At 63.6% G+C, this 25,498-nt stretch carries 22 protein-coding genes; 10 read left to right on the plus strand and 12 right to left on the minus strand.

The window, feature by feature from the left end; translation table 11 throughout:
- Window positions 1-13: 13 nt before the first annotated feature.
- Window positions 14-820 (plus strand): putative hydro-lyase, encoded by an 807-nt coding sequence (locus tag API01S_RS04695; protein WP_006219694.1) that lies wholly within the window; start codon window positions 14-16, stop codon window positions 818-820.
- 71 nt (window positions 821-891) lie between these two features.
- On the opposite strand, the gene API01S_RS04700 is transcribed toward API01S_RS04695, so the two are convergent.
- The 4 genes from API01S_RS04700 to API01S_RS04715 all read right to left on the minus strand — a co-directional run bounded on the left by API01S_RS04700 (window position 892) and on the right by API01S_RS04715 (window position 5,092).
- A complete protein-coding gene (locus tag API01S_RS04700) occupies window positions 892-1,965 on the minus strand; it encodes a porin (RefSeq protein ID WP_006219693.1) in 1,074 nt (357 codons plus the stop codon).
- Window positions 1,966-2,315: 350 nt separating this feature from the next.
- Window positions 2,316-3,617: a TRAP transporter large permease gene (locus API01S_RS04705; protein WP_006219691.1), complete on the minus strand. Its 1,302-nt coding sequence runs from the start codon at window positions 3,615-3,617 to the stop codon at window positions 2,316-2,318.
- Window positions 3,610-4,110: a TRAP transporter small permease gene (locus API01S_RS04710; protein ID WP_006219690.1), complete on the minus strand. Its 501-nt coding sequence runs from the start codon at window positions 4,108-4,110 to the stop codon at window positions 3,610-3,612. The genes API01S_RS04705 and API01S_RS04710 overlap by 8 nt, the downstream gene beginning before the upstream one ends.
- Before the next feature lie 7 nt (window positions 4,111-4,117).
- The gene (locus tag API01S_RS04715; RefSeq protein ID WP_039883247.1) at window positions 4,118-5,092 is read right to left on the minus strand and encodes a TRAP transporter substrate-binding protein; all 975 of its coding nucleotides are present in this window, start codon (window positions 5,090-5,092) and stop codon (window positions 4,118-4,120) included.
- Window positions 5,093-5,371: 279 nt separating this feature from the next.
- On the opposite strand from API01S_RS04715, the gene nudC reads away from it, so the two are divergent.
- The 3 genes from nudC to API01S_RS04730 all read left to right on the plus strand — a co-directional run bounded on the left by nudC (window position 5,372) and on the right by API01S_RS04730 (window position 10,497).
- Window positions 5,372-6,133, plus strand: a complete 762-nt coding sequence (gene nudC, locus API01S_RS04720; RefSeq protein WP_006219688.1) for an NAD(+) diphosphatase — start codon at window positions 5,372-5,374, stop codon at window positions 6,131-6,133.
- Between the two features lie 147 nt (window positions 6,134-6,280).
- Window positions 6,281-6,790: a winged helix DNA-binding protein gene (locus tag API01S_RS04725; protein ID WP_006219687.1), complete on the plus strand. Its 510-nt coding sequence runs from the start codon at window positions 6,281-6,283 to the stop codon at window positions 6,788-6,790.
- Between the two features lie 80 nt (window positions 6,791-6,870).
- The gene (locus API01S_RS04730) at window positions 6,871-10,497 is read left to right on the plus strand and encodes a hydantoinase B/oxoprolinase family protein (protein ID WP_061303383.1); all 3,627 of its coding nucleotides are present in this window, start codon (window positions 6,871-6,873) and stop codon (window positions 10,495-10,497) included.
- A gap of 22 nt (window positions 10,498-10,519) precedes the next feature.
- On the opposite strand, the gene API01S_RS04735 is transcribed toward API01S_RS04730, so the two are convergent.
- Window positions 10,520-11,554 (minus strand): C45 family autoproteolytic acyltransferase/hydolase, encoded by a 1,035-nt coding sequence (locus API01S_RS04735; protein ID WP_061303385.1) that lies wholly within the window; start codon window positions 11,552-11,554, stop codon window positions 10,520-10,522.
- Window positions 11,555-11,721: 167 nt separating this feature from the next.
- Here API01S_RS04735 and glnH point away from each other — a divergent pair, with 167 nt between their 5' ends.
- From glnH to glnQ, 3 genes are all read left to right on the plus strand, one after another.
- Window positions 11,722-12,474, plus strand: a complete 753-nt coding sequence (gene glnH, locus API01S_RS04740) for a glutamine ABC transporter substrate-binding protein GlnH (RefSeq protein ID WP_039883246.1) — start codon at window positions 11,722-11,724, stop codon at window positions 12,472-12,474.
- 91 nt (window positions 12,475-12,565) lie between these two features.
- The gene (gene glnP / locus API01S_RS04745; protein WP_006219683.1) at window positions 12,566-13,222 is read left to right on the plus strand and encodes a glutamine ABC transporter permease GlnP; all 657 of its coding nucleotides are present in this window, start codon (window positions 12,566-12,568) and stop codon (window positions 13,220-13,222) included.
- A complete protein-coding gene (glnQ, locus tag API01S_RS04750) occupies window positions 13,219-13,947 on the plus strand; it encodes a glutamine ABC transporter ATP-binding protein GlnQ (protein WP_006219682.1) in 729 nt (242 codons plus the stop codon). The genes glnP and glnQ overlap by 4 nt, the downstream gene beginning before the upstream one ends.
- A gap of 84 nt (window positions 13,948-14,031) precedes the next feature.
- Here the strand turns inward: glnQ and API01S_RS04755 are convergent, their stop codons facing one another.
- The 5 genes from API01S_RS04755 to API01S_RS04775 form a co-directional block, all read right to left on the minus strand.
- On the minus strand, window positions 14,032-16,326 hold the full coding sequence (locus API01S_RS04755; protein ID WP_050730280.1) for a RelA/SpoT family protein: 2,295 nt from the start codon (window positions 16,324-16,326) through the stop codon (window positions 14,032-14,034).
- 21 nt (window positions 16,327-16,347) lie between these two features.
- Window positions 16,348-16,551, minus strand: a complete 204-nt coding sequence (rpoZ, locus tag API01S_RS04760; RefSeq protein WP_006219679.1) for a DNA-directed RNA polymerase subunit omega — start codon at window positions 16,549-16,551, stop codon at window positions 16,348-16,350.
- A 44-nt stretch (window positions 16,552-16,595) separates the two neighbouring features.
- Window positions 16,596-17,228, minus strand: a complete 633-nt coding sequence (gmk, locus tag API01S_RS04765; RefSeq protein ID WP_006219678.1) for a guanylate kinase — start codon at window positions 17,226-17,228, stop codon at window positions 16,596-16,598.
- 114 nt (window positions 17,229-17,342) lie between these two features.
- Complete coding sequence (locus tag API01S_RS04770) at window positions 17,343-18,275, minus strand: c-type cytochrome (protein ID WP_061303387.1); 933 nt, start codon at window positions 18,273-18,275, stop codon at window positions 17,343-17,345.
- On the minus strand, window positions 18,272-18,967 hold the full coding sequence (locus API01S_RS04775; RefSeq protein ID WP_061303389.1) for a c-type cytochrome: 696 nt from the start codon (window positions 18,965-18,967) through the stop codon (window positions 18,272-18,274). Before API01S_RS04775 ends, API01S_RS04770 begins: the two co-directional genes overlap by 4 nt.
- Before the next feature lie 227 nt (window positions 18,968-19,194).
- Here API01S_RS04775 and API01S_RS04780 point away from each other — a divergent pair, with 227 nt between their 5' ends.
- Window positions 19,195-19,965 (plus strand): SDR family oxidoreductase, encoded by a 771-nt coding sequence (locus API01S_RS04780; protein ID WP_006219675.1) that lies wholly within the window; start codon window positions 19,195-19,197, stop codon window positions 19,963-19,965.
- 111 nt (window positions 19,966-20,076) lie between these two features.
- On the opposite strand, the gene API01S_RS04785 is transcribed toward API01S_RS04780, so the two are convergent.
- Complete coding sequence (locus API01S_RS04785; protein ID WP_061303391.1) at window positions 20,077-20,673, minus strand: C40 family peptidase; 597 nt, start codon at window positions 20,671-20,673, stop codon at window positions 20,077-20,079.
- Window positions 20,674-21,045: 372 nt separating this feature from the next.
- Here API01S_RS04785 and API01S_RS04790 point away from each other — a divergent pair, with 372 nt between their 5' ends.
- On the plus strand, window positions 21,046-22,584 hold the full coding sequence (locus API01S_RS04790; protein WP_006219673.1) for an AMP nucleosidase: 1,539 nt from the start codon (window positions 21,046-21,048) through the stop codon (window positions 22,582-22,584).
- Between the two features lie 132 nt (window positions 22,585-22,716).
- Entirely contained in the window at window positions 22,717-24,276 is a 1,560-nt protein-coding gene (locus API01S_RS04795) for an amino acid permease (RefSeq protein WP_409360601.1), read from the plus strand.
- 14 nt (window positions 24,277-24,290) lie between these two features.
- Here the strand turns inward: API01S_RS04795 and API01S_RS04800 are convergent, their stop codons facing one another.
- Window positions 24,291-25,457: an NAD(P)/FAD-dependent oxidoreductase gene (locus tag API01S_RS04800; protein WP_061303393.1), complete on the minus strand. Its 1,167-nt coding sequence runs from the start codon at window positions 25,455-25,457 to the stop codon at window positions 24,291-24,293.
- Between the last annotated feature and the right edge of the window lie 41 nt (window positions 25,458-25,498).

A 25,498-nucleotide genomic window follows, 5' to 3' on the forward strand; every position in this document is an offset into this window, starting at 1 on the left:
AAGAGGATTTTTCATGTCGCCCGTCGATGTCGTACGCAATAGTGTCCAACTGGCGCGCCAGGCGCGCCTGGATGCCCGCAGCGGTCGCCTGACCGGCCCCACGGCCAATCTGGCGCCGGGGCACGTCCAGGCCAACCTGGCTATTCTGCCGCGCGCGCTGGCTGCGGACTTCCTGCATTTCTGCCAGCGCAACCCCAAGCCTTGTCCCTTGCTGGCCATGTCCGAACCGGGTAGCCCGGCGCTGCCCGAGTTGGGCCAGGACATCGACATTCGCACGGACATCCCGCGCTACCGCGTCTGGCAGAACGGCGAGCTCGTGGCCGAGCCCACCGACGTGCGCGATATCTGGCGCGACGATCTGGTGTCGTTCCTGATCGGCTGCTCGTTCTCGTTTGAAGAGGCGATGCTGGACAACGGCCTGCCCGTGCGCCACATCGAGCAGGGCTGCAACGTGCCCATGTACCGCACCAACATCCCGACGCACCCGGCCGGCGCGTTCAGCGGCCCGCTGGTGGTGTCCATGCGGCCCCTGAAGGCGGCGGACGCCATCCGCGCCATCCAGGTCACGTCGCGCTTTCCGTCGGTGCATGGCGCGCCCGTGCACATCGGGGATCCGGCGCTGATCGGCATCGCCGACATCGACCGTCCCGATTACGGCGACGCCGTCGAGATCCGTCCTGGCGAAATGCCGGTGTTCTGGGCCTGCGGCGTGACGCCGCAGTCCGTGGTGTCGTCCGTGCGGCCCGAGTTCTGCATCACGCATGCGCCCGGGCACATGCTGGTGACTGACCTGGTCAATAGCCGGATGGCGATGCTGTAAAAAAAGGCCCATTGCAAAGTGCGATGGGCCTTATTCCTTATGCGTCCAAGGACGCCGGTTGCGGGCGCTGCTTAGAAGATGTGGCGAAAGCCCACGGCCGCGCCGATCTGGTGGTTCTTGCCAGAGATTTCATCGCTGGCGGCGCTGCTGACCTTGTTCCAGTCCACGGTGCCGTAGACCTGCGAACGCTTGGACAACGCATATTCGGCCACGGCGACCAGCGCGTAGCGCTTGCCCTTGTCGCCATCTTCGACCACGTTCTTGCTTTGGTCGTAGTAGCCGGCGCCGGTGATCGCCCAACGCGGCGTGGCTTGCCAGGTGACGCCGGCAAAGTAGCCGTTGTCCTTGCGGTCCAGGCCGGCCGTGGTGGTGGCGCCACCCATGACGGCATTGACCCAGCCCGTTTCATCGCGGCCATTGAAGTAGCCGGCGAACACCTTGGTGGTTTCGAACTGGTAGGACGCGTTCAGGTTCCAGACGCGCTGGCGCAGATCGGAATCCCCGCCGTCGAAGGTTTGCTGATACGCCGCGCCCAGGCCCAGCTTGCCGACCATGTAGCGCAGGCTGGCGCCGTATTGCTGGCCGGCCTTGTGATCTTTCCAGTTTTCGCCGTTGGCCCACGACAACGCCAACGACAGGTCGCCGATGGTGTTGGAGTACTTGGTCATGTTGTTGGTGCGCACGCGCGACATGGCGGCGGGCAACCAGGCGTTCTGATCGTAGTTGCCCACGGTCAGGGGGTCGAAGTAGTCGGCCAGCAGGTCGAACATTGGCGTGTTCTGCAGACCCAGGGTCAGTTGACCGATATTGCCGCCGTCCAGGCCCACGTAGGCCAGGCGGCTGAACGTCTTGCCCGCTGCCGACGAATTGCCGTTCTGCAGGTTGAAGCCGTTTTCCAGGCGGAAGAAGGCGCGGTTGCCGTTGCCCAGGTCTTCCGAGCCGCGCAGGCCCCAGCGGCTGTTCGAGATGGCGCCGTTTTCCATCGAGATGCGGCTGCCGTCCTCGCCAACGCTGCCGGGGCTGGTGCTCAGGTAGCGGATGCTGACGTCGGCGATGCCGTACAGGGTGACGCTGGTCTCTGCCGAAGCGGCGCCGGCGGCCAGGCCAAGACCTGCGGCGGCGAGCGTAAGGGTGATGCGTTTCACTGTGGACTCCTCCTGTGTAGCTGTTTTGTAGTGTGTGTCCAGGCTTGTGGCCGGGAGTTGCCGCGCCGGGCGGATCGTCCGACGTCGGGCCCTTGCACCGACGCTGTGGATGCAGCGCGGGTCCGGAGCAGGGGCCCAAGGGTGTGTCTGCGGTACGGATGCGCCAAGGTGGTGCAAGCCGTCAGCGCCAGGGGATTCTAAGAAAGTTAGGCGCGGTGTAGGGCCTAAATGTTTTTGGCGTTTTCCCTGGTTTACAGAACGGAAAAACGAATCAGCGCGGGAACAATGGCGCGATTGTTCCAAAAAAAACCCCGGTCCAGGACCGGGGTTTGGGACGCGATGCGTGGGCGTCAGAGCGTCATGTGCAAAGGCAGCCACGTGGCGATGCCCGGGATGTAGTACAGCAGCAGCACCGCGACGATCATCAGCAGGAACATCGGAAGCGAGGCGCGCGCGATATAGGGCAATTCACGCCCGCTCATGCCCGAGAGCACGAACAGGTTGAAGCCCACGGGCGGTGTGATCTGTGCCATTTCCACCACGAAAACGATGAAAATGCCGAACCAGATCAGGTCGATGCCGGCGGCTTGCACCGTCGGCAGCAGTACGCCCATCGTCAGCACCACGATCGAGATGCCATCGAGGAAGCAGCCCAACACGACGAAGAAGACCATCAACGCCATGATCAAGCCGAATTGCGACAAGCCCAATCCGCCGATCCATTCGGCGAGCGCGCGCGGCAGGCCGATATAGCCCATCGCCAGCGTCAGGAACTGCGCACCCGCCAGGATCAACGCAATCATGCAATACAGCCGGGTGGCGCCCAGCAGCGATTGCATGAAGGTCGAACGGTTCAGCGAACCTTGCAGCGCCGAGAGAAGCAGCGCGCCCACCACGCCCACCGCCGCCGCTTCCGTGGCGGTGGCGATGCCGCTGTAGATCGAGCCGAGCACCGCGCCAATCAACAGCATGACGGGGATCAGGTGGCGCGATTGCGACAGCTTACGCATGAACGACATGCCAGGATCCGCCGCCGGGACTTGCCCCGGATTGCGGATCGCCCACCAGGCGATATAGCCCATGAACAGCACGGCCAGCAGCAGGCCAGGGAAAATGCCCGCGATGAACAGCTTGGCGATCGACACGTCGGCCGCCACGCCGTACACGATCATGATGATCGAGGGCGGAATCAACAGGCCCAACGTACCCGCGCCCGACAAGGTGCCCAGGATCTTGTCCTCGGGATAGCCGCGTCGCGTCAGTTCGGGAATGGTCATCTTGCCAACCGTGGCGCAGGTTGCCGCACTGGATCCCGATACGGCCGCGAAAATCGCGCAGCCGATCACGTTCGTGTGCAACAGCCGGCCCGGCAGGCGGTTCAGCCACGGCGCCAGGCCCTTGAACAGGTCTTCGGACAGCCGGGTGCGAAACAGGATTTCGCCCATCCACAAAAAGAGCGGCAGGGCGGTCAGCGTCCAGCTGGACGAGGCGCCCCAGATGGTGACGGCCATGGCGTCGCCGGCCGGACGGCTGGAGAAGATCTCCATGCCGATCCATGCCGTGCCCGCCAGCGTCAGGCCGACCCAGACCCCGCAGCCCAAGAGCGCGAAGATCGAAACGACCAATAGGGTGATGACAAGAAGTTCATTCATGGGTTTGCTGCGAGGTAGCGGCGGCCACGCCGCGTGAACGACGAATCAATTCGTCGACAAGGGCGATCAGGAACAACACCGTGCCCACCGCCATGCTGACCTGGGGAATCCAGAGCGGCGTGGCGTCGTTGGACGTGGAGATGTCGTTGTACAGCCAGGAGTCATACGTCAGCTTGATGCTGAAGAAGGCGAACGCCGCGGCCAGCAGCGAGCCGACGGCCAGCGCGAAAATGTCCAGGCGGCGGCTGCCGGCCGGCGCCAGGGAATTGAGCAGCAACGTCACACGGATGTGTTCGCCGTGCTTGAAGGTACTGGATAACGCCAGAAAACCCGCCGCGGCCATGAAGTAGCCTGCGTACGCATCGGTGCCAGGAATGTTCAGGCTGAGCTGGCGGGCGATGATCGCCGCCAGCACCGAAACCAGAACGCCGATCGTGCACAAGCCGGCCAACAGGCCGGCCGCGCCGTAAAGACCATCTAAAAAGCGGCGCATAAAACGATCACTGCTTCTTGTAGGCGTCGATCATGGCCTGGCCGTCCGCGCCCGCCTTTTTGAGCCAGTCATCCAGCATGCGCTTGCCGATCACCGACAGGCCTTCACGCAGTTCGACGGTCGGCTTGATGGTTTCCATGCCGTTCTTGGCCAGTTCTTCCTGATACCACTTGTTCTTTTCCTGCGACAGCTTCCAGCCGCGTTCCTCGGCTTGAGCGGCTGCCTTCTTCAAGGCTTCCTGCGTGGCCGGGTCCAGCGCGTCGAACGCCTTCTTGTTCACGATGATGGCGTTCTTGGGCAACCAGGCCTGCGTGTCGTAGAACTTCTTGATGTACTCGTAGGTCTTGGTGTCGTAGCCGGTGGAGGCCGACGACATGTAGGAGTCGATCACGCCCGTAGCCAACGCCTGCGCCAGTTCGGCTTGCTGCACGGTGACCGGCTGCGCGCCCACCAGTTCAGCGATCTTGGCGGTGACGGGGCTGTAAGCGCGCCACTTCAGGCCCTTCATGTCGCTGATCTGCTTGATGTCCTTGTTGGCGAAGATGCCTTGGGGCGGCCACGCCACGGCGTACAGCAGCGTCATGCCTTGCGAAGCCAGCTTCTTTTCCAGGAACGGCTTTTGTGCCTGGTACAGCTTGAACGACGCCTCGTAGCCGGTCGCCAGGAAGGGCAGGCCGTCCAGTTCGTAGATCGGGTCTTCGTTGGCGAAGTTGGTCAGCAGGATTTCGCCGATCTGCGCCTGGTTGCCTTGCACCGCGCGCTTGATTTCCGGAGCCTTGTACAGCGAGGCGTTGTTGTGCAGTTGGATCTTCAGCTTGCCTTGCGACAACGTGTCCACGTCCTTGATGAACGTGGTCAGGTTTTCAACGTGGAAGTTGCTGGCGGGGTAGGCGCTGGGCAGATCCCACTTGGTCTGGGCCTGTGCGCCCGCGCTGAACGCCAGAACAATGCTGCCGGCCAGCAGTGAAATTTTCTTGTACATGGAAGGTCCTTCTGTGCGAATGGTGAAGACGGGTTTTGCCCGATAGGCATTCTTGGAATAAGACTGCTGCGCGGATGACGCGCGGCCTAAAAGCCGTGCCATTCTATGGTGCTGCGCGGCAACAACGCGCACAAAAAATAGCGTTTTACGGGTTAATCCTAGGCCCGCAGGTATTGGTTGCTTGAAGGTTCAACCGTTGAGATCGCGTCTACGCCGCGACGTTCGTCCACCCATTTTTCTTCTAAGATTGCGCTATCGAAGCGTGCTGCAGAGGCTGTTGTGAATTTCGTTTTCCGTCGTGATGAATTGCTGGTCGAAGAAACCTCCAGCGTGTTGCCCGACCAGGCGTTGTGCGAACGCATCGGTCTGGCCCTGCAACCCATCTGGAGCACGCCCGATTCGCCTTGCCGCACGGTCCACGTGGACCCGGCGCTGGAGGCCCCCGAAGGCTACGCGTTCAAGAAGCTGCGGTCCCTGTTCGGTGTGCTGGACGATGAACGCATGGCCTTGGCGGGCCGCGCCTACCAGATCGCCGAATGGGCGCGCACGCATCGGTTCTGTGGCGCCTGCGGCACGCCCACCGAAAGGGTGGCGCATGAGTTCTGCCTGCGCTGCCCCGCCTGTGGCTTTTCGGCGTACCCCCGAATTTCGCCCGCCATGATGGTGCTGATCCGCAAAGGCGACAGCATCCTGTTGGCCCGGCACACCACGACCGCCACGTCGCGCTATACGGCGCTGGCCGGTTTTGTCGAACCGGGCGAAAGCATCGAAGAAACCGTGCACCGCGAGGTCTACGAAGAGGTCGGCCTGAAAGTAGGCAACTTGCAGTATTTCGGCAGCCAGCCCTGGCCGTTCCCCCATTCCCTGATGGTGGCGTTCACGGCCGATTACGTGTCGGGCGACATCCGGGTGCAGGAAGATGAAATTGCCGACGCGCGCTGGTTCGGCCCGGGCGATCCCATGCCCGATATCGCCCCGCGCATCTCGATCGCCGGCTGGCTGATCCGCGCCAACCTGCCGATGGGCTGGACGGCGCCCTGAGGCGCCCCACGCTGCCGCCAACGCCAGGAATCTGCTAGGGGTATTCCCTCGAAACGGCCGTTTTGGGGCGTTTCGGCCTGATTTTTTATGGATGAAATACACATAAATTATTAGTATTTCATCCAGATAAACTTGGCTTGAGCGTTCATGAGCTCCACGTTGATAGCATCGTCGGCCCATCTGGCTGGCGGCAGCGCGCCCGATCTTTCCGAAGTCGAATTCGGCTTGATGATCGCCAGCCACGCCTTTGACCGCTGGACCGTGCGCTGCATGGCGGCGGCGGGGCTGCCCGACCTGACACCCACCGACGTGATGGTGTTTCACCACGTCTACCACCGGCAGCGGGCCAAGAAGCTTGCCGATATCTGCTTCACGCTCAACGTCGAAGACACTCACATCATCAGCTACGCGCTCAAGAAACTGGAACGCCTGGGCGTGGTCCAGGGCGAACGCAGCAGCAAGGAAGTGTTCTACAGCGTCACGCCCGACGGCGCGGCCATCCTCAAGCGCTATGGCGACATCCGCGAACAATGCCTGACCTCCGGCCTGGATGGGCCGGGTGGAAACGGCCCGGATTTCAGCCGCCAATTGGCGCACGCCTTGCGCTCGCTGTCTGGCCTGTATGACCAGGCCGCAAGGGCGGCAACCTCACTCTGAACCTGTACGGGCCTGGCCCGGCACACCGCAACCCGACCGCGGCGGTACCCGCCGTGGCCGTTTGTTTTCAAGGATCACGCATGAAGAAGTGGCAATTCTGGATCGATCGTGGGGGTACCTTCACCGACATCGTGGCGCGCCGCCCCGATGGCACGACCACCACGGCGAAGATGCTGTCGGAAAACCCCGAGCAGTACCGCGACGCCGCCGTCGCCGGCATTCGCAAGCTGCTGGGCGTGGCGCCCGGGCAGCCGGTGCCTGTCGATCAGGTCGAATGCGTGAAGATGGGGACGACGGTCGCCACCAACGCCTTGCTGGAACGCAAGGGCGAACGCACTCTGCTGGTCACCACGCGCGGCTTCCGCGACGCGCTGCGTATTGCGTACCAGAACCGTCCCCGGCTGTTCGACCGCAATGTCGTGCTGCCGGAAATGCTGTACGAGTCCGTCGTCGAAGCCGACGAGCGCGTGGCGGCCGATGGCGAAGTCATTCGCGACCTGGACGAAGCCAGCCTGCGGGCCGGCATGCAGGCGGCCTATGACAGCGGCATCCGCGCCGTGGCCATTGTGTTCATGCACGCCTGGCACGCGCCGGCGCACGAGCAACGCGCCGCGCGCATCGCCCGTGAAGTGGGCTTCACGCAAGTGTCTGCCTCGCACGAAGTCAGCCCGCTGATCAAGTTCGTCTCGCGCGGTGACACCACCGTGGTCGACGCCTACCTGTCGCCCATCCTCAAGCGCTACGTGGACCAGGTGGCCGGCGAACTGCCGGGCATCCGCCTCATGTTCATGCAGTCCAGCGGCGGCCTGACCGACGCGCATCGCTTCCGGGGCAAGGACGCCATTCTGTCCGGTCCGGCAGGCGGCATCGTCGGCATGGTGCGCACCAGCGAAATCGCCGGCTTCCCCAAAGTCATCGGCTTTGACATGGGCGGCACGTCCACCGACGTATCGCATTACGCTGGCGAGTTTGAACGCGAATTCGAAACCCAGGTGGCCGGCGTGCGCATGCGCGCGCCCATGATGAGCATCCACACCGTGGCCGCGGGCGGCGGGTCGATTCTGCATTTCGACGGCGCGCGGCTGCGCGTGGGGCCCGATTCGGCGGGCGCCAACCCCGGCCCGGCCTGCTATCGCCGTGGCGGTCCCTTGGCCGTGACGGACTGCAACGTCTTGCTGGGCAAGATCCAACCCGATTTCTTTCCCAATGTGTTCGGCCCCGACGCCAACGAGGCGCTGGACCGCGACGCCGTCGTCGAGCGCTTCACCGCGATGGCGGACGAAGTGCGCACCGCCACTGGCCGCGAGATGACGCCTGAGCAATTGGCCGAGGGCTTTCTGGAAATCGCCGTGGGCAACATGGCCGAAGCCATCAAGCGCATTTCGGTGCAGCGCGGCCACGACGTGACGGAATATGCGTTGACCGTCTTTGGCGGCGCGGGCGGCCAGCATGCCTGCCTGGTGGCGGATGCCTTGGGCATGACCACGGTCTTCGCGCATCCCTTGGGCGGCGTGCTGTCCGCCTACGGCATGGGTCTGGCCGATCAGACCGACATGCGTCAGAAGACGGTTGAAAAGGTGTTGGACGCCAGCCTGATGGGCGAGCTGCAAGACGAGCTTGACGTGCTGGCCGGACAGGCGGTGGGCGAACTTCGCCGCCAACATGTGCCTGATGGCGACATCAGCGTGCAGCGCCGCCTGCATCTGAAGTACCGGGGCACGGACACCGCGCTTGAAGTGGCGTTTTCTTCATTGGAGCAGGCGCGCAGTGACTTCGAAGCCGCCTATCGCCAGCGCTATTCGTTCCTGATGCCCAATCGCGAATTGGTGGTTGAAACCATTTCGGTCGAAGCCACCGGTGGCGGCGAGCGCGTGGGCGAAGCGGCGGTGTCGCGCAGCCGCGACGGTGACCTGTCGGCCCGCCGCGTCGTCCGCATGTACAGCGCGGGCGAATGGCGCGAGACGCCTTTGTACGTGCGCGAAGACATGGCGGGCGGCGACGTGGTGACCGGTCCCGCCATCATCTCGGAGCCCAACCAGACCACCGTGGTGGAACCGGGCTGGCAGGCCGAACTGACATCGCAGGACCATTTCGTGATTCGCCGTATCGAGGCGCGCGCCGACCGGCGCAGCATCGGCACGCAGGCGGACCCGGTCATGCTGGAGGTGTTCAACAACCTGTTCATGTCCATCGCCGAGCAGATGGGTTACCGCCTGCAAAACACGGCGTACTCCGTCAATATCAAGGAACGCCTGGACTTCTCCTGCGCCATCTTCGATTCGCAGGCCCGCCTGATCGCCAACGCGCCGCACATGCCGGTGCACCTGGGATCGATGGGTGAGTCGGTGCGCACGGTGATGAACGCCAACGCTGGCCGCATGATGCCGGGCGATGCCTATGTGGTGAACGATCCGTATCACGGCGGCACGCACTTGCCGGACGTCACGGTCATCACGCCGGTGTTCGATCACGCGGGGCGCGAGATCCTGTTCTACGTCGGATCGCGCGGCCACCACGCCGATATCGGCGGCACCACGCCGGGCTCCATGCCGCCGGATTCCAAGACGGTGGAAGACGAGGGCGTGCTGTTCACCAACTTCCAGCTGGTCAAGAACGGCGAGTTCCGTGACGAGGCGGCGCGCGAGATCCTGGGTTCGGGCCGTTGGCCCGCGCGCAATCCGGATCAGAACATCGCCGACATGCACGCGCAGATCGCCGCCAACGAGAAGGGCGTGCAAGAGCTGTTGCGCATGTGCGACCACTTCGGGCTGGACGTCGTGCGCGCCTATATGGGCCACGTGCAGGACAACGCCGAAGAGGCGGTGCGCCGCGTGATTTCCGTCCTGAAGGACGGCAGCTACGAATACCCGCTGGACAACGGCGCGGTGATCCGCGTGGCGGTGAAGGTGGACACCAAGGCACGCAGTGCGGTGGTCGACTTCACGGGCACGTCGCCGCAGTTGGACAACAACTTCAACGCACCCGGCGCGATTGCCGTGGCGGCGGTGCTGTATGTGTTCCGCACGATGGTCAACGACGACATTCCGCTGAACGACGGTTGCCTGGCGCCGCTGTCGATCATCCTGCCGGAAGGCTCGATGCTGCGTCCCAATCCGCCGGCTTCGGTGGTGGCGGGCAACGTGGAAACCTCGATGTGCATCGTCAATGCGCTGTATGGCGCCTTGGGTGTGCTGGCGGCCAGCCAGGGCACGATGAACAACTTCACGTTCGGCAACGCGCGCCACCAGTATTACGAGACCATCTCGGGCGGCACGGGCGCGGGGCCGGTCCGCATCGACGCGGCGGGTCCGCACGACGAAGGGTTCGCTGGTACGTCGGTGGTGCAGGCGCACATGACCAACTCGCGCCTGACGGACCCCGAGGTGCTTGAGTTCCGCTTCCCGGTGCGGTTGGAGTCCTACGAAATCCGCAAGGGTTCGGGTGGCGCGGGCCGCTATCCGGGCGGCGAAGGCGGCGTACGCCGGATCCGCTTCCTGGAGGACATGACGGCAGCCATCCTGTCCAACAACCGTCGCTATGCGCCGTTTGGTCTGGCGGGTGGGCAGCCGGGCGCGATGGGCCGGAACTCGATTGAACGGATTGACGGTTCCATCGAGGAACTCGGCCCGCAAGATAGCGCCCAGCTGCATCCGGGCGATGTCTTCGTGGTGGAAACGCCGGGCGGTGGAGGCTACGGCGCGGCGTAATGGGCAGGGTGTTAGGGCCGGGTCACTCCGGCTCTGACATCACGTCCAGCGCAATGTCCGCCATGGTGCGGCGGTCATAGACGCGCAAGCTGACGTCGTCGTCGCGGATTTCGAACACGGCGGTGGCCAGCGTGTTTTCGCCGTCCGGATCTGCCGCGTCGGTGCGCAGGATGGGCAGCGCGCCCAGCGTGTCGTGCAACGCGGCCAGCAGGTCCGCGCTGCCGGTGGCGGGCGACCAGCCGTCCACGATGCCTTCGATCCGGTTCTGCCTGTCGCGCGAAGATTCCGTCACGATCTGGGCCTGCGCGCGCGTCTTCGCGTGGATCATGTGGTTGGCATGGCCGTAGCGCGTGCCGATGTCCAGCAACGACACCGCGCCCGGCGTCACTTCGGCGCTGATCAGGCGCGGGTCGCTGGCGCTGCCCAGCGTGTGGTGAAAGCCGCCGGAATGAGGCAGGTCGCGCAACAGCGCGGTGGCCTCATCCAGCGTGGTGCAATCGAGCACCGCGCGCGCCAGGAACATGCGCGGCACGCCGGGATGGCGTTGCCGGGTGCGCAGGTTGTTGATGGTCTGGACGAGGCCCGCTCGGTTTGCGCCGAAGGTGTGGCCGGGCAGGGAGCCCGGGTAATAGAAGCTGACATATCCCGGCGCGTCATCAAGCGCCACGTCGACCAGATGGCAGCGTCCATAAAGATAAGGGTCGCCATCTTCGTTGTGGCCGATCCAGCGCGCGCCGTCAGCGCTTTTCAATGCCACGGTCGTGCAGCCGTCCGCCGTGCTGTGCAGCAGATCGCCCCGGCAATTCCAGAGCAGCACATCCTTGACCGGCATCCGCAGGCCCTCGGCCATGCCTTCAAGCTCTTCCCATATGTCAGGCAGCGACGCCTGGGCATGCTGCGCAAGTTCGTCCACGTAAGGATGGTCGCGCCAGCGGCGCAGCGCTTCCCAGGTACTGCTTTGCGCGAGATACACCGACATCAGCGGGCGGGCCAACTTACCCAACGCCAGGCCCACCTGGCGCCGGTTTCCGGCAATGCGTACATACTTGTAGGGCATGGGGATTCTCCGGGGTGTCATGCGGATTGTAATTTTTCTAAGCTCTGCCGGGTGGGGACGGATGCGTTAAGATCGCCGATAAGCCGCGCCGGAGACCCCGGCGTCGCCCAGGAATCATGCCCCTACAACAACCCCGGGGTGCCGACGGTCCCCAAGAGGAGAGTTTCATGATCAAACGTAAAGTCGCCGCCGCCTTGGTCGGCCTGTCCGTGGCCATGTTTGGCGCTGCCTCCGGCGCGCAGGCTCAAGGCAAGGAATTGGTGGTGGCCACCGATACCGCTTTCGTGCCTTTCGAGTTCAAGCAGGGCAATACCTACGTGGGATTCGACGTGGACCTCTGGGCCGCGATCGCCAAGGAACTCAACCTGAAGTACAAGCTTCAGCCGATGGACTTCAACGGCATCATTCCGGGCCTGCAAACCAAGAATATCGATGCTGCGCTGGCGGGCATCACCATCCGCGACGATCGCAAGAAAGTCATCGACTTCTCCGATCCCTACTATGAAAGCGGTCTGGCCATCCTGGTCGGCGAAAAGAACACTGACATCAAGGACGCCAAGTCCCTGTCCGGCAAGACCGTCGCCGTCAAGACCGGCACGGCTACCGTCGACTTCCTGAAGGCGCAGGTGCCAGACGCCAAGCTCAAGCTGTTCCCCAACATCGATAACGCCTATCTCGAACTGGCTACCGGCCGCGTCGATGCCGCCGTGCACGACACCCCCAACGTGCAGTATTACGCCAACACGGCAGGCAAGGGCCGCGTGAAGGTGGTGGGCTCGGTCAAGAGCGGCGACTTCTACGGCATCGCCTTCCCCAAGGGCAGCGAACTGGTGCCCCAGGTGAACAAGGCGCTGGCTGCGCTCAAGGCCAATGGCCAGTACGACGCCATCTACGAAAAGTGGTTCGGCAAGAAGCCCTGAGCGGGTAGCGTGCTTTCGGCGTCGCCTGCGGCAGTGCCCGCGGGCGGCGCCGCCATGATGCGGCGCGCGATGGCGCCTTGGGGGGAATATCGTGGAGTTTGACTGGACAGTAATCAAGGACGCGTTACCCAATCTGCTCGAGGGTACGCTGATGACCATCAAGATCACGTTCTGGGGCTTGTTCGGCGGTTTTCTGCTGGGCGCGCTGTCGGGCGTGACGCGTGCTTACGGGCACCCCATCCTGTCGGCCATCGCGCAGGTTTACGTGGCGGTCATTCGCGGCACGCCGATTGTCGTGCAGGTGATGTTCATCTACTTTGCCTTGCCGTTGCTGGCCGATATCCGCGTCGATGCGGAGTGGGCCGCTATCGTCACGCTGATCATCAATTCGGGAGCCTACATTTCCGAAATCGTGCGCGGCGCGCTGCTGTCCGTGCACAAGGGCTTGAAGGAAGCGGGGCAGGCGATGGGCCTGCCGTTTCACAAGATCCTGTTCCACATCATCGGGCCGGTGGCGTTTCGCCGCATGATCCCGCCGCTGGGCAATCAGTGCATCATCAGCCTGAAAGATTCCTCGCTGTTTATCGTGATCGGCGTGGCCGAACTGACGCGGCAGGGCCAGGAGATCATGGCCAGCAACTTCCGCGCCGTTGAAATCTGGTCCGCCGTGGCGATCGTCTACCTGATCCTGACGGGCTTGATGGCGCTGGGCCTGCACCTGGTGGAAAAGAGGATGCGCATATTATGAGCATGGTCGAATTTCATAACGTCACCAAGAACTTTGGCGAATCGATGGTGCTGAACGGCATCTCGCTGAATATCGATGCCGGCGAGGTCGTGGTGGTGGTGGGGCCATCCGGTTCCGGCAAATCCACGTTCCTGCGATGCATCAACGTGTTGGAAACCATCAATGGCGGCGACCTCCTGGTCGATGGCCTGAGCGTGAAGGGCGATGCCGCGCAGGTGCGTGAAATCCGTCGCGAAGCGGGCATGGTGTTCCAGCAGTTCAACCTGTTCCCGCAAATGACCGCGCTTGAGAACGTGATGTTCGGCCCGGTGCATACGCGCGGCCAGGATCGCGCTGGGGCGCGCAAATTGGCCGAAGGCCTGTTGGACAAGGTCGGGCTGGCCGAACGGATGAATCACTATCCGTCCGAGCTGTCCGGTGGCCAGCAACAGCGCGTGGCCATTGCACGCGCGCTGGCCATCAAACCCAAGCTGATGCTGTTCGACGAACCGACCTCGGCGCTGGATCCCGAGCTGCGTCACGAAGTGCTCAAGGTGATGCGCGACCTGGCGGAAGAGGGTATGACGATGGTGGTCGTCACGCACGAAATGGAATTCGCCCGCAAGGTCGGCAGCCGGCTCATCTTCATCGACGCAGGCAAGATTGCGCATGACGGGCCGCCCGCCGAATTGTTGAGCAATCCACCCAGCCAGCGCTTGAAAGACTTCCTGCAACACGTGGCTTGATGCGTCACGGCGGTTTTGGATTGGCAGGCGTAAAAAAACCGGCGATGAAGCCGGTTTTTTTTACGCCTGATCGGGCGTGGCTTATCAGCCTTTGACCCGCACGATCTTCTGCACCTGCGGCACATGCCGAATGGCGCGGATGACCTGGGCCAGATGCTTGCGGCTATCGACCTGGATGGTCAGGTGCAGCGACACCGTGGAGACCGCATCGTCGTGCATCGTCACGTGCATGATGTTGGCGTCGGCGGCAGTCACTTCCGCAGCCAGTCGCCCCAGCACGCCGCGTTCGTTGCGGGTGATGATGTCCAGACGCGTCGCCAGATGCTTGGCGGTGTGTGCATCCCAGGCCACGTTGATCCAGCGTTCCGGTTCGCGCAGACGCTGGCGCAGCGCGACGGGGCAATCAGCGGTGTGCACTACCAAGCCGTGGCCCATGCGCATGCCGGCTACGATGGGGTCGCCGGGCAGCGGGCCGCAGCAAGGCGCCAACTGTACCGCCTGGCCTTCATTGCCCTGGATCAGGATGGGCGCGCTGCGCGCCGAGGTCAGCTCGTCCACCGCCGCCGCCGTGGTGGCGACCAGTTGGTGTTCCGGTGCGAAGCGGCGGGCGACCACGGCCGCCAGACGCTTGCCCAGGCCGATGTCGGCAAGGATTTCTTCGCGCGAGCTGGCGCCCGTGCTGCGCGCCAGCTTCTGCCAGGCCGGATCGTCGGTGGCCGGCATCGGCATGTGCAGTTCTTGCAGCGCCTGACTGAGCAGCCGTTCGCCGAACGCCACCGATTCCTCGTACTTGACCGTGCGCAGGTAATGCCGGATTTCGGAACGCGCGCGACCGGTGCGAACGTAATTGAGCCACTGCGCGTTGGGGCGCGAGGCAGGCGAGGTCACGATTTCAACCGTGTCGCCACTGTTCAGTTCGGTGCGCAGCGGCACGAATTCGCCGTTGACCTTGGCGGCCACCGCCTGGTTGCCGATGTCCGTGTGAATCGCGTAGGCAAAGTCCACCGGTGTCGCGCCACGGGGCAGGGAGATGATCTTGCCGCGCGGCGTGAACACGTAGACCGCGTCGGGGAACAGGTCCACCTTGACGTGTTCAAGGAACTCGCCCGAATCGCCCGTCTGGCTCTGGATGTCCAACAGCGATTGCAGCCATTGATGCGTGCGCTTTTGCAGGTCGTTCAGCGTCAGGTCGGCGCCCTTGTACAACCAGTGCGAGGCCACGCCTTCTTCGGCCACGTGATGCATGTCACGCGTGCGGAACTGGAATTCCACGGGCGTGCCATATGGGCCGACCAGCGTCGTATGCAGCGACTGATAGCCGTTCACCTTCGGAATGGCGATGTAGTCCTTGAACTTGCCGGGTACCGGTCGATACAGCTGGTGCAGCGTGCCCAGCGCCAGATAGCACTCGGGCAGGGTATGGACGATGACGCGAAAGCCGTAGATATCCAGCACATCCGAGAACGACTTTTTCTGGTCCACCATCTTGCGGTAGATGCCATAAAGCGTTTTCTCGCGGCCGGTGACCTCGGCTTCGATGCCGGCGGCGGGCAGGGAAGCCCGCACGGAATCGGCAATCTTGGTGATGACTTCGCGCCGGTTGCCGCGCGCGGCCAACACGGCTTTGTACAGAACCTGGTAGCGGTTCGGGTACATGGCCGCGAAGCAAAGATCCTGCAATTCCCGGAACAGCAGGTTCAGGCCAAGGCGATGCGCGATGGGCGCGTAGATATCCAGCGTTTCGCGCGCGATGCGGCGGCGCTTTTCGGGGTTGACCGCGTCCAGCGTGCGCATGTTGTGCAGGCGGTCGGCCAACTTGATGAGGATGACGCGCACGTCGCGCGCCATCGCCAGCAGCATCTTGCGAAAACTTTCTGCCTGCTGCTCGGCCTTGGTGGCGAAGTCCAGCCGGTCCAGCTTGGACAAGCCATCGACCAGCTCGGCGACTTCGGGGCCAAACTTTTCCGCCAGCTCGTGCTTGGCGATGCCCTGGTCTTCCATCACGTCGTGCAGCAAGGCCGCCGACAGTGCGTTGACGTCGAGCTTCCAGCCTGCACAGATTTCGGTGACGGCGATGGGATGCGAGATGTACGGCGAACCGCTGGCGCGGAATTGGCCCAGATGCGCCTGATCTGCGAAGCGATAGGCTTCGCGCACGCGCTCTACATCTTTGGGTTCGAGATAGCTGCCGATGATTTCGGTCAGCGGCGCCAGCGAAGCGACCGGCGAGGCGGTCGCGTCCGCCGCTTCTTGCGCGGCGACGGACGGTGGCGTAGCGGGGTTTTTGCCTTTCTTACCTGTGCGGCGCCCAAGGCGGGAGCCAGCACGTAGCGCGGCAAGCAGACCAGATGAGGCGTACTTCAGCCCGGGAAAAGCCATACTTGCCGCCCCCCGAGACTATCAGGTGGGAACTTTACGCAGCATTTCCACGCCGGTGAGGCCGCCCGCGATTTCGCGCAGTGCAGTGACCGTGGGCTTGTCTTTGCTGTCCAGGCGCGGGGCATGGCCTTGCGCCAACTCGCGGGCGCGGTACGTCGCGGCCAGCGTGAGCTTGAAACGGTTGGGGATTTGATTCAGACAGTCTTCGACAGTGATGCGAGCCATTAGGACACCTGGTGCTGATGGATGATAGGGAGAATGCAGTCGGCTCAGTGCTCGGCAGGAATGCCAAGTTGCGAGAACAACTGAGCGTGCCGGGCGGCCTGAGACGAAAAACGCAGCCGCGCGGCACTGACGATTTGTATCAGTTCCGACAAGGCTACGCTAAATTCTTGATTAATAATAACATATTCGCATTCAGGCGCGTGGGCGATTTCGCCGCCCGCCGCCATGAGCCGGCGCGCGATGACTTGCGGTGCATCCTGGCCACGCGCCTTCAGCCGGCTTTCCAATTCTTCGATCGACGGCGGCAGCACGAAGATGCCGATTGCGCCCGGAAACCGCTGCTTGACCTGACGGGCGCCTTGCCAATCGATTTCCAGCAGGACGTCGCGGCCTTCACGGGTCGCATTGTCGATGCGGTCGCGCGGCGTGCCGTAGAAATTGCCATGCACTTCCGCCCATTCCAGCAGGTTTTGCGCCTCGCGCATCTGCTTGAATTCGTCCGTGGACACAAAGCGGTATTCGCGGCCGTCCTCTTCGCCGGGACGGGGCGCGCGCGTGGTGCAGGAGATGGAAAGTTCGATGGAAGGATCTTGCGCGAGCAAGGCCTTCACCAGGCTGGATTTGCCTGCGCCGCTGGGAGCGACGACCATGAAGACGTTTCCGGGATTGACGTACATGAATAAGACCGGCGTTTGATGCTAAGACGGCAAGTCTAGCAAATCAGACGGCGGGGCAGGGGAAAACCCGCTGCCCCGCCGTCTGAATTCGTTCGCTTTCGCGCAGGAGTGCTTTCAGCCTGCCGGCTTGGCGGCCGCCTGTATCAGTCGGCCGCCCGCGGGCGGGGAATCGCTGCCCAATAGATGGCCGTTGACTTCAATTCCGTAGAGCGAATCGTCCGAGTCATGGTATTTGGCCCGGGTTGCCGCGACCGATTCTGTGTAGCGCGGGTCCTGCGGACGTTCGTGCGCGTTCATGAAATAGGCAACGTCCCACGCTTCCTGGTCGCTCAACATGCCAGCCTGGCCCAACGGCATATTCGCCTTGATGAAGCCCGCAGCGTTGCCGATCTGGTGCATGCCCGCACCCCAGTTGAACGAGTCGGCTCCCCACAGCGCCGGAAATACCCAGTGCTTGCCGTTCTTTTGCCCTTCGCCCTGTGCGCCGTGGCAGACCGCGCAGTACTGCCCGTAGACCTCGCTACCCCGCACGTAGTCGGCCTTTTGCGCGGGCGGCGGCAGCTTGCGGTAGCCCTGTCCCTCCAGGACCACGCCCGTCGGCGCTTTGCTGGCGAGCCAGAACATATAGCTTTGCAGCGCAATCAGCGTGGGGTCGTCCGCCGCCGGGGCCTTGCCGTTCATGCTGAAACGAAAGCAGCCCTGCAAGCGTTCGGCCAGCGTGTTGACGTGTTCGTTCTTGGCGCGATAGGCGGGATAGAGCACATAGGCGGCCCACATCGGGGCGGAGTCTGGCCGGCGTCCCGCGTCCAGATGGCAGCTGACGCAATTCAGGTTGTTGCCGACGAATTTTTCCGCCATCTGCGGCGTGTGCAGGAAGATCTGCTCGCCCTGACGCACGATCTTGCCGAATTCCGTATCGGGCAAGGACGCCGCCGAAGGAGGCGTGAAGGATGGGCGCGGGTCGGCGGCCAGTGCCGCAGCAGAGGCGGACAGGCCCGCGGCGACGGCCACGATGCACATGGCGCGGGTGATGGAAAACGACTTCATGGGCGCGCTCCCTGCGAGGCGAGCAAATCGGCAGCCTTGGGCAGGCCGGCGTAATACGCCGAAACGGCGTCGATCTCAGCATCGGTGAGCCTAGTCGCCACCGCTGGCATTAAGGCAAGCGGGCCGGGAGGGCGCTGCCCCTGGCGCCAGGCACGCAGTTGGCCGGCGATGTACGCGGCAGGCTGGCCAGCCAAGGCGGGGAAGTTTTCTCCCACGCCGATACCACCGGGGCCGTGGCACTGATTACAGGCGGGCACGTTCTTGTCCCACGCGCCCCGCGTGGCCAGCCAGGCTCCTGTGTCAGCGGGCTGGACGGGGTGCATCGCCGTGGCGGCCAGCCGGTCGATATTCAGGGGCGAGGGCAATGAGGCGTAATACTGCGCCACGGCCGCTTGCTGCGCAGGATTCAGCGCGCGGGCAGTCGCCGCCATGACGGGGCTGACGCGCGAACCGTTGGCCATGGCTTCAAGCTGTTCCGTCAGGTATTTGGCGCCGATGCCTGCCAACTGCGGAAAGCCTGCGGCCGGGTTGCCTTCGCCACGCGCGCCGTGACAGGTGACACAGGCCGGCGCGCCATTGGCGCCTTTAACGCTGATTTGCTCGCCGTCTGAGGCGGGCGCGCCTTGCGCGTTCGCGGCTGCGACGCCAGCCAGGCTTAATAGCAGCGCGGCGGGTAGGGACCGTGGGATCATGGTTGCCTGCTCCGGATTTGTTATTGGAATTTAGGTAATAAGTTAATTTCCAGAAATTATATAAAGACTTGTGACAGATCTGCGCATTTGTCTGATTCGACCGCGCTTTGGCCTGGCGCACGATCGCAGGAAAGCGTGCTTGAGTGTGTCCGCGTTGGAAACTTTGCTTGCAGTATCGCGCTAATGATTGCGGTAGCATCTCGCCGATCGATAACAAGGAGAATCCGATGCATGCAAACGAGATCGAACCACCGCGCGTGGCCCTGGTAACCGGCGCAGGGACAGGAATTGGCCGCGCTGTTGCGCTGGAGTTCCTGGCGCAGGGCTACCGCGTCGTGTTGGCCGGACGCCGCCGCGACCCGCTGGAAGCCACCCGCACGGCAGCGGGCGAAGACGGCGTGCGAGCACTGGTGGTGCCGACCGACGTGTCGGACGAGCATGCCGTGCGTGATCTTTTCGACACCACGCAGCGGGAATATGGCCGCCTGGATGTGCTGTTCAACAATGCCGGCCGTGGCGCGCCCGCGATGCCCATTGAAGAGCTGCCTGTGTCGGTGTGGCGAGAAGTCGTCGATACCAATCTGACCGGCATGTTCCTGTGCGCGCAAGCCGCTATCCGCGTGATGAAAGCGCAGACCCCGCAGGGCGGCCGCATCATCAACAACGGTTCCATCTCGGCGCACGCGCCGCGCCCGTTCTCCATTGCCTACACGGCGACCAAGCACGCCGTGACCGGGCTGACCAAGTCGATTTCGCTGGACTGCCGTCCGTATGGCATCGCCTGCGGGCAGATCGACATCGGCAACGCCGCCACCGACATGACCGAACGCATGGCGGCAGGCATTTTGCAGGCCGACGGCAGCACCAAGGTCGAGCCGCGTATGGATGTGGCGCACGTTGCGCAAGCGGTGGCGGCAATGGCCCGCCTGCCGTTGGACGCGAACGTGCAATTCATGACCATCATGGCGACGAATATGCCCTTCGTGGGCCGGGGCTGAATGCAAGAAAGCCCGGCGGAATATTCCGCCGGGCTTTCGGCAATCTGGATCATCAGGCGCCCGGCAGGCGCCTTTTTTTCGTCTGGAACGACGAGGAACTACGACGTCGTCTTAGCGCGACGCCTGGGCCAGCATCTGGCCTTGCGAAGTGTCCAGATATCGCCGCGCGCCCACGTAGCGCTTGGTCCAGTAGGGATTCTTCATTTCGTCGACACGCACTTTGGTGCCGCGACGCGGCGCGTGGACGAATTTGTTCTGGCCGATATAGATGCCGACATGGGAGGTCACGCCGCGACCGCGCGTGGCAAAAAAGACCAGGTCGCCAGGACGCAGTTCTTTCTTGTTGGACACGGACTGGCCCTCGCTGCGCTGGGCGCGCGCGGTGCGGGGCAGTTCAAGACCGGCGATCTCGCGGAAGACATACAGCACCAGGCCGCTGCAATCGAAACCTTCAGCATCGTCGCCACCCCAGCTGTACGGGGTGCCGATGGCGTCCAGGCCGGCCTGCACGACGCGTTCGGACAAGGTCGGAACGGTGGGCTCTTGCGCCAGGCGCAGGCCGCTCAACGTCGGGCGGGCTTGCTCGCTGGGCAGCGATGCGTGAGCCGCGCCGGGGAGCCACGACAGGGTCAGTGCAAGCAGGGGGGCAGACAGGAAAACAGGAATGCGGAAATTGGCAATTCGGACTTTTCGCGTGGGCGGAGTCATTACGTCACTTCAGAAATCGGAGTAGGCGGCATGGCTTTGCCTGGGACGGCAAGCCGGCGGAAAAAGGGCCGTTCCGGGCACGCAAGCCTCGGAAGCCGTTGAATTATAATGGAATAATGTTTCATTACATTTGTAGTGCTATGCAGCATTATCTGGGCCTTCTCGTTACGCTCGCCCCGGGGAACGATGTAACGGGTGCAGCATCGGCGGCGGTAATCGGGCCTTGCGATGGCTTCGGCCGGACAGTGGCAAATATGACGCTTCATGCGCGTAGGCCTCGGGCATAATCGATCGCATCGGCCCTGGGGGCGGCGCCCACGCCCTTCAGGCCGTGCAAATCGATAAGACAGATAAGAAGCGGAGTAGAGCGCAATGATGAATGCAGTACATCTTTTGTCTTCCATGAACCGGCCTGAAGCGCTGCCATTCGAACCCTTCCAGGATGCCCGCGCCGCCGTGGACCGGCTGGCCGAGATCTATGCCCGTAACACCGCGTTCCTGCGAGCCGCGTTCCGCGAGGTGCTCAAGGAAGGCGCAAAGGAAAGCCGGCGCGTAGGGGGCCAGAAAGAGGACGGCGGCGGCCCCGAGCGGGCGCGAGCCTACTATCCGGCGATCCGCATCGTGGTCGAAACCTATGACCCCATCGACACCCGCCTGTCCTACGGCCATGTGGCCGAACCCGGCATCTACCAGACCACCATCACTCAGCCCGAGCTCTTCCGCGATTACCTGATCGAGCAGGTCGGGCAACTGTTGCAGAACCATCGCGTGGCGGTCGAGGTCGGCGAATCGGATTCGCCCATTCCGCTGCATTTCGCCTTTCCGGAAGGCGCCTATGTCGAAGGCGAGCACCTGGAAGCGCTCAAGCGCCCGCTGCGCGACCTGTTCGACGTGCCCGATCTGGCCGTTACCGATGACGCCATCGTCAACGGCTCCTGGCGCGGCAAGGAAGGCGAGCCCAAGCCGCTCGCCCCGTTCACGGCCCAGCGCGTCGATTATTCGCTGCACCGCTTGCAGCACTACACGTCCACCGCGCCGGCGCACTTCCAGAACTTCGTGCTGTTCACCAATTACCAGTTCTATGTCGACGAATTCTGCGCCCGCGCCCGGGCGCTGATGGCCAGCGGCAACGAAGACTACGAGATGCTGGTCGAGCCGGGCAACCGCATCACGCGGCGCGGCGAAAACGGCCCGGGCGACCACGGCGAAGGCGTGCGCCTGCCGCAAATGCCCGCGTATCACCTGGTGCGTGGCGACCACTCCGGCATCACGCTGGTCAATATCGGCGTGGGCCCCTCCAACGCCAAGACCATCACCGACCACATCGCGGTGCTGCGGCCCCATGCCTGGCTGATGCTGGGCCATTGCGCCGGCTTGCGGGATTCGCAGCGCCTGGGCGATTACGTGCTGGCGCACGGCTATGTTCGCGAAGATCACGTGCTGGACGCCGACCTGCCCACCTGGGTGCCGGTGCCCGCGCTGGCCGAGGTGCAGGTGGCGCTGGAACAGGCGGTCGAAGAAGTGGCCGGGCTGTCGGGCTGGGACCTCAAGCGCATCATGCGCACGGGCACCGTGGCCACCATCGACAACCGCAACTGGGAACTGCGCGACCACGTCGAACTGGTCGAACGCTTCGCGCAATCTCGCGCAATCGCGTTGGACATGGAATCGGCCACCATTGCCGCCAATGGTTTCCGCTTCCGGGTGCCCTACGGCACGTTACTGTGCGTATCAGACAAGCCCTTGCACGGCGAATTGAAGCTGCCGGGCATGGCCAGCGTCTTTTACCGCAGGCAGGTCAACCAGCATCTGGAAATCGGCATCCGCGCGCTGGAGCGCCTGCGTGACATGCCGCCGGAACGCCTGCATTCGCGCAAGCTGCGCACCTTCATGGAAACGGCTTTCCAATAGCCCCATCCGTCCCCGAACCCCCCGCCGTTTTTCGCGGCGGGCGGGTTTGCGCTATCCTCGCGCGTTGCTCGGTAATCCCAGGCTTTTGCGCGGCTTTGGCGCGGATGCCTTCAAGACGTGAAGGAATGCATGTTGTCTCCATCGGAACACGATGATCGCCGCTCTGGCGGCACGCGCACGGCGAAGGCGGATCCGCCTTCCGAGTTGCGGCGCACCTTGTCCGCGCGCCATCTGACGATGATTGCGGTGGGCGGGTCCATCGGCACCGGCCTGTTCGTGGCCTCGGGCGCCACCATTGCGCGCGCGGGCCCGGGCGGCGCGCTGCTGGGCTATGTGCTGATCGGCGTGATGGTCTACTTCCTGATGACCAGCCTGGGCGAACTGGCGGCCGCCATGCCAGTATCCGGCTCGTTTTCCACCTATGGCGCGCGCTACGTCGAAGACGGTTTTGGCTTCGCGCTGGGTTGGAACTATTGGTACAACTGGGCCGTGACGGTCGCCGTGGATCTGGTGGCTGCGCAGCTTGTCATGGCCTATTGGTTCCCAGACGTGCCCGGTTTCTACTGGAGCGCGCTGTTCCTGGCCATCACCTTCGGCCTGAACGCGATGTCCGCGCGCGGGTTCGGCGAAGCGGAATTCTGGTTCGCGCTGATCAAGGTGGTGGCGGTGCTGGGCTTTGTCGCGATGGGCGTGATGATGCTGCTGGGCATCATCCGCGGCGGCGAAACCGGCGGGCTGGCCAACTGGACCGTGGGCGACGCGCCTTTCTCCGGAGGCTTCGCCGCCTTGATCGGCGTGGCGATGGTGGTGGGCTTTTCGTTCCAGGGCACTGAATTGATCGGCATCGCGGCCGGCGAATCCAAGGATCCGGCTCGCAACCTGCCGCGCGCGGTGCGTCAGGTGTTCTGGCGCATTCTGCTGTTCTACGTGGCGGCCATCCTGGTCATCGGCCTGTTGATTCCTTACACGGACCCGCATCTGCTGCGCAACGACGTCGAAGACATCAGCGTCAGTCCCTTCGCGCTGATTTTTGAACGCGCGGGTCTCCTGGGCGCCGCGTCCATCATGAACGCGGTGGTGCTGACCTCGGTGCTGTCGGCAGGCAACTCGGGCATGTACGCCGCAACCCGCATGCTTTACAGCTTGGCGCGCGAAGGCAAGGCGCCGCGCATATTCGGGCGAATTTCGCACAACGGCGTGCCGCTGTGGGCCTTGTTGGCGACGACCGTCGTGGCGGCCCTGTGCTTTTTCACGTTCATCTTCAGCCCGAACGCCGTATACATCTGGCTACTGAATACGTCGGGCATGACCGGCTTCATCGCTTGGCTGGGTATCGCCATCAGCCACTACCGGTTCCGGCGCGGCTATGTCAAACAGGGCCATAGTCTTGCCGACCTGCCGTATGTGTCGCCGTTCTTCCCGTTCGGTCCGATTTTCGCTTTCGTGCTGTGCCTGGTCATCACGCTGGGCCAGAACTACCAGGCGTTCTTGCAGGACCGCATCGATTGGGGCGGCGTGGTTGCCACCTACATCGGCATTCCGCTATTCCTGCTGATCTGGCTGGGCTACCGCGTGACGCGCGGCTCCCGCTTCATCAGCTACCGCGACATGCGATTCCCGGACGCGCGGGCGCGCAGTGAATATCTGGATTCGGCCCTGCGCGGCGAACCTGCGGCCGGCGAAGCGCGCTAGCGCGCCGCCCGTCGTCAGATGATGTTCTTTTCGGGCAGCGGGCGATTGTCCAGAATGCGCTGAAAAGACAGGTCGGACAAATCCAGGCTGCGGTATTCGCCATACCGCAGCAACTCGGAAATGCCGCGCCCGGCGGCCGGCGCCTGTTGTAGTCCATGGCCGGAAAAGCCGTTGGCGAAATACAGGTTGGGGCAGTCGGGGTGGGTACCGATGATGGCGTTGTGGTCGAACAGGTTCATCTCGTAATAGCCGGCCCAGGCGCTGCGCACCCGCACGGCCTCGAACGCGGGCACGCGCGCGGCTAGCGCTGGCCACACATGTGAGTCGAAAGCCTCGTGCTGCGCGTCCAGCGGCATGTCGTCGGCATCGTCGTCCGCGTCCGGCGCGTAGCCGCACAGGAATTTGTCGCCCTCCGGACGAAACCAGATGCCGGAAGGGTCGATCAGCAAGGGGCAGTCCGGCAGCGCCGAAGGGCAACTGAAGCTGAATACGGTACGACGCCGAGCCCGCACCGGCAGGTCGATGCCCGCCCATTGCGCGACGCGCGCCGCCCAAGGGCCGGCGGCATTGATGACGGCATCGCAGGGCAGCAGTTCGCCGTTGCCTGCCCACACCCCATTGATGCGCGAGCCGTCGCGCAGCAACCCGACTGCTTCCGCGCGACGGTACGTTGCGCCTTGGGCTACCGCCTTCCTGCGCAGCGCCTGCATCAGTCCATATCCATCGAACCAGCCTTCGCCCGACAGCCCCAGCGCGCCGAGCGCGAGGTCGGCCGTGTGCAACCACGGAAACCGGGCTTGCAGGTCGGCGGGGTCCAGCAAAGCGACGTCGACGCCATGCGATCGTTGCGTTGCGTGATTGGCCCGTAATGTGGCGCTGCCCGCAGCGGTGGCCAAGTAGAGGTAACCGGGTTCGGTCAGGCCGATATCGGGTGCGGGATCGTCCACATACAGCGTGCTGGACAGGTCGCGCAGGAACTCGATGCCCATTTGCGACATGCCGATGTTGACCGGCGTGGAAAATTGCTGCCGGATCGAACTGGCCGATAGCGCGGATGAGGCCCGGGCGTAGGTCGGGTCGCGCTCCAGCACCGTGACGTCAAAGGCGCGCGGGCTCTGGCTGAGAAAGTAGGCGATGGAGCTGCCGACAGCTCCTCCGCCAATGATGACGACGCGTTGCATGGCTGAACAAGTCCCGTTGGTAGGCCAGGGCGATTGGGTTT

It is taken from the genome of Achromobacter piechaudii NBRC 102461 (genome assembly GCF_001571245.1).
Classification (GTDB): Bacteria; Pseudomonadota; Gammaproteobacteria; order Burkholderiales; family Burkholderiaceae_B; genus Achromobacter; species Achromobacter piechaudii.

Excerpts from the sequence above, each read along its gene's own strand:
- API01S_RS04695 (WP_006219694.1), top strand. The coding sequence starts at position 14 with ATGTCGCCCGTCGATGTCGTACGCAATAGTGTCCAACTGGCGCGCCAG.
- API01S_RS04705 (WP_006219691.1), bottom strand. The coding sequence starts at position 3,617 with ATGAATGAACTTCTTGTCATCACCCTATTGGTCGTTTCGATCTTCGCG.
- API01S_RS04710 (WP_006219690.1), bottom strand. The coding sequence starts at position 4,110 with ATGCGCCGCTTTTTAGATGGTCTTTACGGCGCGGCCGGCCTGTTGGCC.
- API01S_RS04715 (WP_039883247.1), bottom strand. The coding sequence starts at position 5,092 with ATGTACAAGAAAATTTCACTGCTGGCCGGCAGCATTGTTCTGGCGTTC.
- API01S_RS04725 (WP_006219687.1), top strand. The coding sequence starts at position 6,281 with ATGAGCTCCACGTTGATAGCATCGTCGGCCCATCTGGCTGGCGGCAGC.
- API01S_RS04730 (WP_061303383.1), top strand. The coding sequence starts at position 6,871 with ATGAAGAAGTGGCAATTCTGGATCGATCGTGGGGGTACCTTCACCGAC.
- API01S_RS04735 (WP_061303385.1), bottom strand. The coding sequence starts at position 11,554 with ATGCCCTACAAGTATGTACGCATTGCCGGAAACCGGCGCCAGGTGGGC.
- glnH (WP_039883246.1), top strand. The coding sequence starts at position 11,722 with ATGATCAAACGTAAAGTCGCCGCCGCCTTGGTCGGCCTGTCCGTGGCC.
- glnQ (WP_006219682.1), top strand. The coding sequence starts at position 13,219 with ATGAGCATGGTCGAATTTCATAACGTCACCAAGAACTTTGGCGAATCG.
- API01S_RS04755 (WP_050730280.1), bottom strand. The coding sequence starts at position 16,326 with ATGGCTTTTCCCGGGCTGAAGTACGCCTCATCTGGTCTGCTTGCCGCG.
- rpoZ (WP_006219679.1), bottom strand. The coding sequence starts at position 16,551 with ATGGCTCGCATCACTGTCGAAGACTGTCTGAATCAAATCCCCAACCGT.
- gmk (WP_006219678.1), bottom strand. The coding sequence starts at position 17,228 with ATGTACGTCAATCCCGGAAACGTCTTCATGGTCGTCGCTCCCAGCGGC.
- API01S_RS04770 (WP_061303387.1), bottom strand. The coding sequence starts at position 18,275 with ATGAAGTCGTTTTCCATCACCCGCGCCATGTGCATCGTGGCCGTCGCC.
- API01S_RS04775 (WP_061303389.1), bottom strand. The coding sequence starts at position 18,967 with ATGATCCCACGGTCCCTACCCGCCGCGCTGCTATTAAGCCTGGCTGGC.
- API01S_RS04780 (WP_006219675.1), top strand. The coding sequence starts at position 19,195 with ATGCATGCAAACGAGATCGAACCACCGCGCGTGGCCCTGGTAACCGGC.
- API01S_RS04785 (WP_061303391.1), bottom strand. The coding sequence starts at position 20,673 with ATGACTCCGCCCACGCGAAAAGTCCGAATTGCCAATTTCCGCATTCCT.
- API01S_RS04790 (WP_006219673.1), top strand. The coding sequence starts at position 21,046 with ATGATGAATGCAGTACATCTTTTGTCTTCCATGAACCGGCCTGAAGCG.
- API01S_RS04800 (WP_061303393.1), bottom strand. The coding sequence starts at position 25,457 with ATGCAACGCGTCGTCATCATTGGCGGAGGAGCTGTCGGCAGCTCCATC.